The 12,975-nt window shown below is 64.5% G+C and carries 10 protein-coding genes; 3 read left to right on the top strand and 7 right to left on the bottom strand.

Annotation, left to right across the window (positions count from 1 at the left end):
• Positions 1–1,887, top strand: coding sequence for a TRAP transporter large permease subunit (locus tag MTX23_RS18120; RefSeq protein WP_280971580.1), 1,887 nt, complete (start codon positions 1–3; stop codon positions 1,885–1,887).
• 24 nt (positions 1,888–1,911) lie between these two features.
• Entirely contained in the window at positions 1,912–3,561 is a 1,650-nt protein-coding gene (locus MTX23_RS18115) for an acyl-CoA synthetase (protein WP_280971579.1), read from the top strand.
• A gap of 132 nt (positions 3,562–3,693) precedes the next feature.
• Here MTX23_RS18115 and MTX23_RS18110 read toward each other — a convergent pair whose 3' ends face one another.
• The 6 genes from MTX23_RS18110 to MTX23_RS18085 are packed head-to-tail and all read right to left on the bottom strand — an operon-like array spanning position 3,694 to position 10,309.
• Positions 3,694–4,500 carry an MBL fold metallo-hydrolase gene (locus MTX23_RS18110; protein ID WP_280971578.1) on the bottom strand — a complete coding sequence of 269 codons (807 nt, stop codon included), beginning with the start codon at positions 4,498–4,500 and terminating at the stop codon, positions 3,694–3,696.
• Positions 4,497–5,288: a TatD family hydrolase gene (locus MTX23_RS18105; RefSeq protein ID WP_280978111.1), complete on the bottom strand. Its 792-nt coding sequence runs from the start codon at positions 5,286–5,288 to the stop codon at positions 4,497–4,499. The genes MTX23_RS18110 and MTX23_RS18105 overlap by 4 nt, the downstream gene beginning before the upstream one ends.
• 14 nt (positions 5,289–5,302) lie before the next feature.
• Complete coding sequence (metG, locus tag MTX23_RS18100) at positions 5,303–7,270, bottom strand: methionine--tRNA ligase (protein ID WP_280971577.1); 1,968 nt, start codon at positions 7,268–7,270, stop codon at positions 5,303–5,305.
• Between the two features lie 57 nt (positions 7,271–7,327).
• On the bottom strand, positions 7,328–8,368 hold the full coding sequence (locus MTX23_RS18095; RefSeq protein WP_280971576.1) for a DNA polymerase III subunit delta': 1,041 nt from the start codon (positions 8,366–8,368) through the stop codon (positions 7,328–7,330).
• Positions 8,365–9,051 (bottom strand): dTMP kinase, encoded by a 687-nt coding sequence (gene tmk / locus MTX23_RS18090; RefSeq protein ID WP_280971575.1) that lies wholly within the window; start codon positions 9,049–9,051, stop codon positions 8,365–8,367. The genes MTX23_RS18095 and tmk overlap by 4 nt, the downstream gene beginning before the upstream one ends.
• A 1-nt stretch (position 9,052) precedes the next feature.
• The gene (locus MTX23_RS18085; RefSeq protein ID WP_280971574.1) at positions 9,053–10,309 is read right to left on the bottom strand and encodes a D-alanyl-D-alanine carboxypeptidase family protein; all 1,257 of its coding nucleotides are present in this window, start codon (positions 10,307–10,309) and stop codon (positions 9,053–9,055) included.
• A gap of 160 nt (positions 10,310–10,469) precedes the next feature.
• Between MTX23_RS18085 and MTX23_RS18080 the strand changes: the two genes are divergently transcribed.
• Positions 10,470–11,405 carry an alpha/beta hydrolase gene (locus tag MTX23_RS18080; RefSeq protein WP_280971573.1) on the top strand — a complete coding sequence of 312 codons (936 nt, stop codon included), beginning with the start codon at positions 10,470–10,472 and terminating at the stop codon, positions 11,403–11,405.
• A gap of 18 nt (positions 11,406–11,423) precedes the next feature.
• Here MTX23_RS18080 and MTX23_RS18075 read toward each other — a convergent pair whose 3' ends face one another.
• Complete coding sequence (locus tag MTX23_RS18075; RefSeq protein WP_280971572.1) at positions 11,424–12,350, bottom strand: septal ring lytic transglycosylase RlpA family protein; 927 nt, start codon at positions 12,348–12,350, stop codon at positions 11,424–11,426.
• Between the last annotated feature and the right edge of the window lie 625 nt (positions 12,351–12,975).

Here is a 12,975-nt window from a genome sequence, read left to right as displayed (position 1 = left end):
ATGGCTCAAGTCGAGATGACGCCGGCCGTGGCCGGCGAGGCGGCGTCGCAGTCCCCTCGCCGCCGCTCCGTCCTCGGCTCCATCGATGCCGCTCTCGGCCTTCTGGTGGAGATCCCGGCGGCGATCCTGGTCGTCGCCGAGGTCGTCATCCTGTTCGCCGGCGTGATCGCACGCTACGTGCTCCATGCTCCGCTGATCTGGTCGGACGAGCTGGCGTCGATCCTGTTCCTGTGGCTCGCCATGCTGGGCTCGGCGGTGGCGCTCCGCCGCGGCGAGCACATGCGCATGACGGTGATGGTGGCGAACGCCAAGCCGGCGCTGCGGGCCTATCTCGACGTCGTCGCGACCTGCGCCGCGCTTGCGTTCCTGATCCTCATCGTGCGGCCGGCGTACGAGTATGCCTACGAGGAAAGCTTCATCACCACGCCGGCGCTGCAGATTTCCAACACCTGGCGTGCGGCGGCGCTGCCGATCGGCACCGGCCTGATGGCTCTGTTCGCGCTGTTGCGGCTGGCACGGGTCGGTGACGTCAAAACCCTGCTGCTGGCCGTTCTCACGGTTGCCGTGCTGATTGCCCTGTTCTGGTTCGCGCAGCCCTTGTTGCGGCCGCTCGGCAATCTCAACCTGGTCATCTTCTTCGTCGGCGTGGTCGGCTTCTGCGTCTTCGCCGGCGTGCCGATCGGGTTTGCCTTCGGCATGGCGGTCTTGGGCTATCTGGCGCTGACCACGCGGACGCCGCTGATGGTGCTGGTCGGCCGGATGGACGAGGGCATGAGCCATCTCATCCTGCTCGCGGTGCCGCTGTTCGTCTTTCTCGGCCTCCTGATCGAGATGACCGGCATGGCGCGGGCCATGGTCGCGTTCCTGGCGAGCTTGCTTGGGCATGTGCGCGGCGGCCTGCACTACGTGCTGGTCGGCGCCATGTACCTGGTCTCGGGCATTTCCGGATCGAAGGCTGCCGACATGGCGGCGGTCGCACCGGTGCTGTTTCCGGAAATGAAGCAGCGCGGTGCCAAGCCAGGCGATCTCGTCGCCCTGCTCGCCGCCACCGGCGCGCAGACCGAAACCATTCCGCCGAGCCTCGTGCTGATCACCATCGGCTCGGTGACCGGCGTCTCGATCTCGGCGCTGTTCACCGGCGGCCTGCTGCCGGGCGTCGTGCTCGCGATTACGCTCTCGGCGCTGGTGTGGTGGCGCTACCGTGGCGAGGACCTCAGCCACATTCAGCGCGCCAAGGCCGGCGAGATTAGACGAGCGTTCGTGTTCGCCCTGCCCGCACTGGCCCTGCCCTTCGTGATCCGCTACGCGGTGGTCGAAGGCATCGCGACCGCGACCGAGGTCTCGACCATCGGCATCGTCTATGCTTTCGTCATCGGCCTCCTGATCTACCGCCAGTTCAACTGGCGGCGGCTGGTGCCGATGCTGGTCGAGACAGCGTGCCTGTCGGGGGCGATCCTGTTCATCATCGGCGCGGCTACCGGCATGGCCTGGGGCCTGACCCAGTCCGGCTTCTCGCGCGCGCTGGCGGCGTCGATGACCGGCTTACCCGGTGGCTCGGCGACCTTCATCGCGGTTTCGATCCTCGCCTTCGTGATCCTCGGCAGCGTGCTCGAGGGCATTCCGGCGATCGTGTTGTTTGGGCCGCTGTTGTTCCCGATTGCCCACGCAGTCGGCGTCCACGAGGTGCACTACGCCATGATCATCATCCTGGCGATGGGCATTGGATTGTTCGCACCGCCGTTCGGCGTCGGCTATTATGCCGCCTGCGCCATCGGGCGCGTCGATCCGGCCGAAGGCATCCGGCCGATCTGGGGTTACATGCTGGCGCTGTTGATCGGCCTGATCATCGTCGCCATCTTCCCGTGGATTTCGATCGGCTTCCTCTAAGTACCTTGCGGAGGAGATAGAGCCATGAGTGGAGCTCAAAATCAGTACTCAATCGGATTGGACAAGACGCCGGCCAATTACGTGCCGCTGACGCCGCTGAGCTTCCTGGCACGCTCGGCCGCGGTCTATCCCGACCATATCAGCGCGGTCTATGAAGGTCGCAGCTTCACCTGGAAGCAGACCTACCAGCGCTGCAAGCGGTTTGCGTCCTATCTGACCGGACACGGCATAGGCCATGGCGACACCGTCGCGGCGATGCTGCCGAACATCCCGGCAATGAACGAGCTGCATTTTGCCGTGGCGATGACCGGCGCGGTGCTGAACGCGCTGAACATCCGCCTGGATGCGCCGTCGATCGCGTTCCAGCTCGACCATGGTGGCGCCAGGATCATCCTTGTCGACCCCGAATTCTCCCATGTGATCGCGGAAGCCCTGTCCCTGATGAAGGGCCCCAAGCCGTTCGTGATCGACGTCGACGACGCGGCATTCGCCGGCGGCAAGCGGATCGGCGGGATCGAGTACGAGGCAGCGGTTGCCGCCGGTGACCCTGCTTTCGTGGAGCGGCTGCCGGCCGATGAATGGGACGCGATCGCGCTGAGCTACACGTCGGGCACGACGGGCAATCCCAAGGGCGTGGTGACCCACCATCGCGGTGCCTATCTGAACGCCGTCAGCAACATCCTGGCCGGCAATCTCGGCCAGCATCCGGTCTATCTCTGGACGCTGCCGATGTTCCACTGCAACGGCTGGTGCTTCCCCTGGACCGTCGCGGCCGCAGCCGGCGTCAACGTCTGCCTGCGCAAGGTCGATCCGGCAAAGATCTTTGAATTGTTCCTGAAGCACGGCGTCACCCACATGTGCGGCGCGCCGATTGTCTACAACACGCTGATCAACGCGCCGAACGCGCCCGCGGGCAGCAAGGCAAGGCCGGTTGTCGGGCTGATCGCAGGCGCAGCGCCGCCGGTTGCCGTGCTCGAAGGCGCCGAGCGTATCGGCATCAAGCTGACCCATGTCTATGGCCTGACCGAGGTCTATGGCCCCGCCTCCGTCTGTGCCGAGCAGCCGGGCTGGGACCAACTCTCAGCCGACCAGCGCGCGCAGCTGAAGCGGCGCCAGGGCGTGTCGTATCCGCTGCAGGAAGGAGTCACGGTGCTCGATCCAGAGACGATGCGCGAGGTGCCGCGCGACGAGAAGACCATCGGCGAGGTCATGTTCCGCGGCAACATCGTGATGAAGGGCTACCTCAAGAACGAGAAGGCAACCCAGGAAGCCTTTGCCGGCGGCTGGTTCCACACCGGCGACCTCGGGGTGCTGGACGAGCACGGCTACGTCATCATCAAGGACCGCTCCAAGGACATCATCATCTCCGGCGGCGAAAACATCTCCTCCGTCGAAGTCGAGGACATCCTCTACAAGCATCCGGCCGTGCTGTTTGCGGCCGTCGTGGCCAAGCCCGACGCGAAGTGGGGCGAAGTGCCCTGCGCCTTCGTCGAGCTGAAGGACGGCGCCAAGGCGACCGAGGCCGAGATCATCGCCTACTGCCGCGAGCACATGTCGGGATTCAAGACGCCCAAGTCAGTGGTGTTCGGCGTGATTCCGAAGACCTCGACCGGCAAGATCCAGAAATTCATGCTGCGCAACGAGGTCGGGTCCGCCAAGGCCATCTCGACCTAAGCGTCATCGGCGAACCAACGGGGCGCGCGAATGGGCGCCCGATGACAGGCTCCGCGAAGCAATCCATGTCTCCACTTGCCCGAAGGATGGATTGCTTCGTCGCTATCGCTCCTCGCAATGACGCTTGAACGATTAGCTTACCCTTTCCAGCTCCAACCGCATGCCATCATAGGCCGGCACGACATTTGCGGGTAGCGACTGCCGCAGCACCTCGTAGTCGAGGTCGGAATGCATGTTGGTGATGACGGCGCGTTTCGGCTTGAAGCGCTCGATCCACGACAGCGCGTCACCGACACTGAAATGGCTGGGATGGGGCGCATAGCGCAACCCGTCGACGATCCAGAGATCGAGGTTTTGCAACGCCGGCCAGCTCTCCTTGGGAATGTCGTGGAGATCAGGCGTATAGGCGGCATTCGCGACGCGAAAGCCGAGCGCGGGAATCTTGCCGTGGTGCACCAGGAAGGCCTCGAGCTTCACCGGGCCGCCCTTCCCTTCGGTCGAATGGCTTTCGCCGGCCTCGATCGCATGCCGCGTCAGGATCGGCGGGTAGTCGCTGCCCTCTGGAGAGATGAAGCAATACGAGAACCGCGCCATGATGTCCTTGGCGGTCGACTGGTTGAAATAGACCGGAATGCGCCGGCGCTGGTGCAGCACGACGGAGCGGAGGTCGTCGATCCCGTGCGTCTGGTCGGCGTGCTCGTGCGTCAGGAACACCGCGTCGATATGGTCGACATTGGCGTCGATCAACTGTTCGCGCAGGTCGGGCGACGTGTCGACCACGATACGCGTGATCCCGTGTGCCCCCTCGCGTTCGACCAGCAGCGAGCAGCGGCGACGGCGGTTTCTGGGATTGTTGGGATCGCAGGCGCCCCAACCCAACGCGGGGCGCGGCACGCCGGCCGAAGAGCCGCAGCCGAGGATCGTCAGCGTAACGGTCATGCGGTCCCCTTCGGCGCCGGTACCTTGGAAAACAGCCGGAAGAAATTTTCGGTGGTCTGCCGCGAGATCTCCTCCAGCGAGACGCCGCGGGTTTCCGCCAGTACCTTCGCGACCTCGACGACATAAGACGGTTCGTTGCGCTTGCCGCGGAATTTGCCGGGCGCGAGATAGGGCGCGTCGGTCTCCACCATGATGCGGTCGGCCGGCAGTTCGGCGGCCAGCGCCCGCAGCGCGTCCGACTTCTTGAACGTCAGGATGCCCGTGAACGAGATCGAAAGCCCGAGGGCGATTGCCTTCATCGCCAGCTCGCGCCCGCCGGTATAGCAGTGCAGGACGGCCTTGAACGGCCCCTTCGCCACCTCGTCTTCAAGGATGCGGCCGCAATCCTCGTCGGCTTCGCGGGTATGGATGACGAGCGGCAAGCCCGTCGTGCGCGCCGCGGCGATATGGGCGCGGAAGCCGCGCTCCTGCGCCTCGCGCGAACCGTGCTCGTAGAAATAATCGAGCCCGGCCTCGCCGAGAGCTACGACCTTCGGATGCTTGGTGAGCTCGACGAGCTCGCTTGCGGGAATGCCGTCCTCTTCATCGGCATGATGCGGATGCGTGCCGACGGAGCAGTAGACGTTTGGAAAGCGCTCGGTGATCGCCAGCAGCACGTCGAGCCGCTTCACCCTGGTCGAGATGGTGATCATGCGGCCGATGCCGGCGGCGTCTGCGCGACCGACGATCCCGTCGATATCATCGGTGAAATCAGGAAAATCCAGATGGCAATGACTGTCGACCAGCATGATTTCCGAACCGTTCACTCGGTCTTCGGTTCTACATAGCGCGGGAAGACGCCGACCGGCGCGGGCAAGATCGTACCCGGCTTGATCCGCTCTGCGAGCGCCGCAAAGCTGCGGGCATCCGCGGCGATGCCGAGACTGTCGAGCATCTTCGCGCAGGACGCCGGCATCACGGCCTGCGCCATGATCGCGATCTGACGCACGACTTCGGCGGTGACGTACAGAACCGTCTTCTGACGCGCGGGATCGGTCTTCGCCAGCGCCCATGGCGCCTCACCGGCAAAATAGCGATTGGCTTCGGCGACCACGGCCCAGACCGTGTTGAGCCATTGATGGATCTGCTGTGTCGCCATCGCGGTCCGCGACGCCTCCAGCATGGCGTCGGCCTGTGCCAGGATCGCCTTGTCGTTCTCGCTGAACTCGCCGGGCTCGGGCAGCACGCCGCCGATCTGCTTGGCGATCATCGACAGTGAGCGCTGCGCCAAATTGCCGAAGTCGTTGGCAAGGTCGGCATTGATGCGCGCCACGATGGCCTCGTGGTTGTAATTGCCGTCCTGGCCGAACGGCACCTCGCGCAGGAAGAAATAGCGCACCTGGTCGACGCCATACTGCTCGGCGAGATTGAAGGGGTCGACCACGTTGCCGACCGACTTCGACATCTTCTCGCCCCTGCTGAACAGGAAGCCGTGCGCATAGACGCGCTTCTGCACGGGAATGCCTGCCGACATCAGGAAGGCCGGCCAGTACACCGCGTGGAAGCGGATGATGTCCTTGCCGATGACATGCACGTCGGCCGGCCAATAGCGCCAGTGCGCGTCCGCTTCATCGGGATAGCCGATGCCGGTGATGTAGTTCGTCAGTGCGTCGACCCAGACATACATCACATGCTCGGGATCATCAGGCACCTTGACGCCCCAGTCGAAGGTGGTGCGCGAGATCGAGAGATCCTTCAGCCCGCCCCGCACGAAGCTCATCACCTCATTGCGGCGCGAGTCCGGGCCGATGAAATCGGGCTGGCTCTCATAGAGATGCAGGAGCTTGTCCTGATAGGCCGAGAGACGGAAGAAGTAGCTCTTCTCCTCGACCCATTCGACCGGTGTGCCCTGCGGGCCGCGTCGGACATTGTCCTCGCCGACCACAGTCTCATCCTCGGCGTAATAGGCCTCGTCGCGCACCGAATACCAGCCGGCATAGGTGTCGATATAGATATCGCCGTTCTCCTGCATGCGACGCCAGATCGCCTGCACCGATTTGTGGTGCGCGGGTTCAGAGGTGCGGATGAAGCGATCGAACGAGACGTTAAGCCGCTCGTCCATTTCCTTGAAGCGGGTGGCGTTCCGGGTCGCGAGATCGAACGGCGTCATCCCCTCGTTCTGCGCGGTCTGGATCATCTTCAGGCCGTGCTCATCGGTGCCGGTGAGGAAGAACACATCCTTGCCGTCAAGCCGTTGGAAGCGCGCCAGCGCGTCGGTCGCGATCGCCTCATAGGCGTGGCCGATATGCGGCTGGCCGTTCGGATAGGCGATTGCCGTCGTGATGTAGTAGATGTTGCCGCGATCTGCGGGCGGCGCCGATACGGGGGTGGACGCGGGAGCGACCGCCGGCTTGGGCTGCTTCGGCGCAAAAGCGGCCTTCGGCACCTTCCTGGCTGCCGGAGCCTTGGATGTGGCGGGCTTTGTAGACGCCGGCGCGGCGGCCGTTATCGCGTCCTGATTCGGCGAGGCCTTCGCGGTTTTCCTGACGGTTTTCTTGACCGTTTTTTGGGCGACCTTCTTGGCAGCCTTCCCGGTCGCCTTTTTGGCAACCTTCTTCCCGCCTGACTTCTTGACGACTTTCTTGGCCGCCTTCTTAGCCTTCTTCCCGACGCGCCCGCTCGTCTTGGCGACGCGCGACTTTGCCGCGCCTTTCTTCCGGGTCGTGCGAGCAGACGAAGCCTTCTTCGTCTTCTTCGCTTTCTTGGACGATTTTTTCTTTGCGGTCGCCACCACGGAATCCTTTGTCGGTCGAAACGAAATTGTCGGGAGTGTTGTCAGACGAAGCGTCTATCGGGTTGCGTCCGCAAGCATCGAAAACACCGAGAAAACCAGCGGCTTGCGCTCCAGATTGTAGGCCTCGGTGTCGCGCGCGGCGCGGACGATCTTTTCCCATACCTCTGCGAGCCGTGCAAGGCGCGGCAGATTGGCATTGGCGTCGCCGGTGCGCATGCGCTCGCTCATCCAGCGATCGATCCCGTCGATGAAGGCCGCGAGCGCGGCGCGGTCGCTGGTGCCTAGCGCATCGCCGAGCGCGTGCAATTCACGCGGATCGACCCGGGGAAGCGTCGCCAGCAGCGCGGCGGTGCGCTGCTGCAGCTTGAGCGCGTCGCCGCCGAGCAGCGACAGCGCTCTGCCCACACTCCCCTCGGAGGCCGCCGCGGCCTCGACCAGTGCAGGATCGTCGGCCGCAATATCGGTTGCTGCCGCCGCCGCGCGCACGACGTCGCTCGTATCGATCGGTCGCAGCAGCAACTTGCGGCAGCGGGACAGGATGGTCGGCAGCACCCGTGACGGCGCGTGGCTAACCAGGAGGAACAGCGATTGCTGTGGCGGCTCCTCGAGAACCTTGAGCAGCGCGTTCGCGGCATTGGGATTGAGCTCGTCGACGGTGTCGACGATGCAGACGCGCCAGCCATCGACCGCGGCGGTCGAACCGAAGAACGAAATCGTCTCCCGCGTCTCGTCGACCGTGATCACCGTCCGCATCACGCCACGGTCGTTGAGGCCCCGCTCCAGCACCAAAAGTCCACCATGCGCGCCCGCCGTGACCTGCCGCGCCACCTGGTCAGCGGGGTCGAGACGCAGTGTCAGTGCATGCTGCACCTGGGAGGCCTTCGGATCGCGGAACGCCAGGACGAACCGCGCCATGCGGTAGGCCAGCGTCGCCTTGCCGATGCCTTGGGCACCGCCGATCAGCCAGGCGTGCGGAATGCGCCCGCTGCGGTAGGCCTCGAGCAACGCAGCCTCGGCCTCGCGATGCCCGAACAAGTTGGACGTCTCGCGCGGATGCCGGACCGCGATCTCCTGCTCGGTCTTGCGGGCGCTCATGTGGGACCGGCCGCCGTTGCCGCTGCGAACAGATGGTCGCGCAGCGCGGTCCATACCTTGGCTGCGACCGTATCAGGGTCGGCCGTGGCATCGATCAAGACGCAGCGTTGCGGGTCCTCGGCCGCGATCTGCCGGTAGGCCTCGCGCAGATTTTGGTGGAACTGAACGTCCTCCGCTTCGAAACGATCCGCCACGGCGTTGCCACGGCGGGCGGCGGCGCGTTGCAGGCCGATCTCGACCGGGACGTCGAGGATGATGGTCAGATCGGGCTTGAGATCGCCGATCGTGACACGCTGCATGGCGTTGACGAGTCCGGGCAGCACCTGTCCGAGTTGGCCTTGATAGACGCGCGTCGAATCGAAGAAGCGGTCGCACAGCACCCAGATGCCCTGGTTCAGCGCCGGCAGGATCACGGTGCGGACATGGTCGTCACGGGCGGCTGCGAACAGCAGCGTCTCGGCCTCCGGCCCGAGCAACTTGCCCATGCCTGACAGCACGAGGTGGCGGATGATCTCCGCCCCCGGCGAGCCGCCGGGCTCGCGGGTGACGATGGCGCGCAGCTTGGCGGCATCGAGACGTTCGGCGAGCCTGCGGATCTGGGTCGACTTTCCGGACCCCTCACCCCCTTCAAAGGTGATGAAGCGACCGCGCAAGCTGGGCCGTTTGAGCGCGACTTCAGCCATCTCAGAGCTTCTCGACGCCGGCGCGGAACATGCCGATGACGAGCTCCTGGGCGCCATCGAGCGCGCGGCGCATGGTCGATCCCGTGCCGACCGCATCCGCCGCGAACACCGGCGATTCCACCGCGACATTGACGCCACGCCAGACCCTGACCACGCCGATCTGCTGGCCGGCCTGGATCGGCGCCTTGACCGGACCGTTATAGATGATGCGCGCCAGCAGTTTGTCGTTGCCGTTCTTCGACACCATCACCTTGATCGGGTCCGGGCTGGTCAGCTTGACCGACCGGCTGTCGCCGCCGAATACCCTGGCGTAGCCGATGGTCTGGTTGGCTGCGATCAATGTTCGCGTCTCGAAGCTGCGGAAGCCCCATTCGAGCATCTTCTTGGCCTCGGTGGCGCGATCTTCCGAATCCTCGAGTCCATTGACCACCACGATCAGCCGCGTGTCGTTCTGCACCGCCGAGCCGACCATGCCGTAGCCGCCTTCCTTGGTGTAGCCGGTCTTCAGGCCGTCGGCACCGGGCAACGTGTTGAGCAGCGGGTTGCGGTTCTGCTGGCGGATCTTGTTCCAGGTGAATTCCTTCTCGCCGAACAGCTTGTACCTCTCGGGATAGGTCAGGATGATGTGGCGCGCCAGCATCGCAAGCTCCCGCACCGTCATCTTGTTGCCGGGGTCGGGCAGCCCGTTGGAATTGGCGAAAGTCGACTTGGTCAAGCCAAGCTCGCGGGCGCGCTTGGTCATGAAGTCGGTGGCGAAGATGTGCTCGTTGCCGGCGATGCCTTCGGCCAGCGCGATGCAGGCGTCGTTGCCGCTCTGGATGATCGCGCCGTGCAGGAGATTGTCGACGGAGACCTTGCTGTTGATTGCGGCGAACATCGTGGAGGTACCCGACGGCGCCCCGCCATGCCGCCAGGCGTACTCGCTGATCCGGTACTCGTCGGTGAGCTTGACGTCGCCCTTCTCGATCGCGTTGAACACCACCTCGGCGGTCATCAGCTTCATCATGCTCGACGGCGCGCGCAGTTCGTCGGCATTCTTTTCAAACAGGACGCTGCCGCTGGAAGCCTCGATCAGGATCGCGGTCGGCGCATCGCCATCGAAGCCTTCTTCCTTCTTGGCGCCCTGCACGCTGTTATTGGCAGCGTAGACGACCCCGCCGCAGCCGATACCCAACGCCACGACGGCAGCAAGCAGGCCACGCCAGCCTCGTCCGGCGCGAGCGGCGAAGGTGCGGGGAACTGCGGTCTCGGCGGCCATCGGCGATATCCTGAAAGGTGCGTTCTAACAATTGGAAGTACCGCAAACAACTGAGGTTTTTGCGACTGTGCATGGCCGGTTGGATTGCCGCTTGCAGCTAACCTCCGTATCCTTGGAACCAGCTCACGACCCCAGAACCGGCAAACAAGGCGGAAACGCGATGTCCTCCTCCCACACCATTTCCGCCAATGGCATCGACATGTTTGTGCGTGAAGCGGGGCGAGGCCCGCTCGTCGTGCTCTGCCACGGCTGGCCGGAACTATCCTATTCATGGCGGCATCAGCTCGAGGCTCTGGCGGCGTCCGGCTTCCGGGCCGTTGCCCCCGACATGCGTGGCTTCGGCCGGACCAGCGCGCCGGCCGACATCAGCGCCTATACGATCTTCGATACGGTCGGCGACATGGTCGCGCTGGTTGCGGCCCTCGGCGAGAAGCAGGCGATGATCGTCGGCCACGACTGGGGTGCACCGGTGGCCTGGCACGCGGCGCTGTTCCGGCCGGACATCTTCACCAAGGTCGCCGGCCTCAGCGTCCCGCCCCCGTTCCGGGGACGCGGGCGCCCGCTCGAGACCCTGCGCCAGAGTGGCATCACCAACTTCTATTGGCAGTACTTCCAGCCGCCCGGCGTGGCGGAGGCCGAATTCGAGCGCGACATCGCCAGCACCATGCGCCTGATCCTCGGGCGCGGCGTATCCGACCCCAGCTCGATGTTCGTGGATGAGGCCAAGGGCTTCCTCGGCAACCTGCCGTCCGGGACGCCGCTGCCGAACTGGCTCACCGAAGCCGACATCGCAGAGTTCGCGGCGGGCTACGCGGTGTCCGGCTTCCGCGGCGGCCTGAACTGGTACCGCAACCTCGACCGCAACTGGGAGCTGACCGCACCCTGGCAGGACGCGCAGATCCGTCAACCGTCGCTGTTCATCGCAGGCTCGAACGATTCGGTGATCACCGGGCTGATCGGTGCCAAGCGGGTCGCCGACATGGAACGCGTGCTGCCGAACCTGAAACTAAAGCTATTCATCGAGGGCGCCGGTCACTGGATCCAGCAGGAGCGGCCCGACGAGGTCAACCAGGCGCTGATCGCGTTTCTCAGATAATCCGACGAAGTGCTTGATTCAGTAGAGACCGCGTCCGCTCAGCACTTCGGCCGGCCCGCGCGCGTCGATCGGCACATAGGACGGGGCCGGATTCGCGGCATAGCGGGCGTCGGCCTCGTAGGACACTTCCCGCGGATTGTTCAGGACGCGGCCGCGCGAGCGGCTGGACGCTGATATTTCGGAGGTGGCACCAGTCGACGCGTAATCGGCCGAGGTGTTGCCGAGGCTGTAGGGCCGCCCTTCCGGCAGCGGGACGTCGCCGCGGACGCGACCGGCCGAGGACGACATCTCAGGCACGAACGATCGCGCGGAGGCGACCCGCACCAGCGACGGCGCCGGGGCCGGCGTGCCAGTGCGCAAGGTCGCCATGAGCTGGCGGTCATCGGACCCTTCGAGCGGCGCGCGGCCGACATATTCGACGCGAACCCGGGCGGTTCCATTTCCTTTGAATTCAAGCAGTTCGGCAGCCTTGTTCGAGACGTCTATGAGACGATTGCCGTGGTACGGGCCACGGTCATTGACACGAACAATCAGCGATTTGCCGTTGCTCAGATTCGTGACGCGCGCGTAGCACGGCATCGGCAGGGTCGGATGGGCCGCCGTCAGCGACGCCATATCGAACACCTCACCATTCGCCGTCAGGCGGCCGTGGAAGTCGTCGCCATACCAGGAGGCGATGCCCTCGGCGCGGTAGTTGACGTTCTCCTCGGGCACGTAAGTGCGGCCGGCGACGACGTAGGGCTTGCCGACCCGGTAGGTGCCGCCGCCCTTCGGCACAGGCTCACCGAACGCCACGACGCGCGGGCTCGAGGAAACGCCGTATTTGGGATCGACGCGGCTTGCGAACTTGTTCGACGAAGCGCAGTTGGCGAGGATCAGGCAGGTCGCCACGGCAATGGCGCCGCGCGCCGTCCGGATAATCGAATCTGGCCGTGTGATCCCCATCTGCCCCAAGTACCATTTGCCGGACCCGCACCTACTGCGAGGCGTCGGCGTCCCTTCCGTCACGATGCGGCCCACCATCCGCACCGGATGGTGAAGATATCGCAACCGGAACAAGGCGGAAATGGGGAGAGCCGCCCCGTGGTGAACGATTGGTTGTGCGCCCTCAGTGGATCTACGGACCTGCCGGCGCACCGAGCGCCCTCTCCTGTGCCGCAATCAGACACACTGTTGCAGCAAATCATCAGTCAGGCCCCATCTTCGATTCCAACAATTGAATCTTTTTGACTGTGCAAGGCTGCAATCGTTTTCTCTCGCGTGTGGGGCGCAAAGGAACGTTTGCGATGATCGAGACGGTTACGGCGGTTATGGGCCTGGTGAGTGCAGCCATCTTCTTGGCTCATGCCGTGGAAGGCTATCGGTACCGGGCCTGACGGTCCGTTGAAGCGGAAAGATGCATCACTTCTTTCCAGGAGCGACTGTTCGGAAAGCTTTAATCAGTTCGGATGAGCATCGGGTCAGGCAGGTGTGTCATGCGTAATCACGATTTGGTCTCCGACGGATTTCTCACTCTGACCGCAGCGAGCCTCGTGCTGCTGTGCTCGAGTCTCTTGGCTTTCGCGCTCAA

It is taken from the genome of Bradyrhizobium sp. ISRA436, from assembly GCF_029910015.1.
GTDB lineage: Bacteria > Pseudomonadota > Alphaproteobacteria > Rhizobiales > Xanthobacteraceae > Bradyrhizobium.
This window is presented reverse-complemented; position numbering and strand designations above follow the sequence as displayed.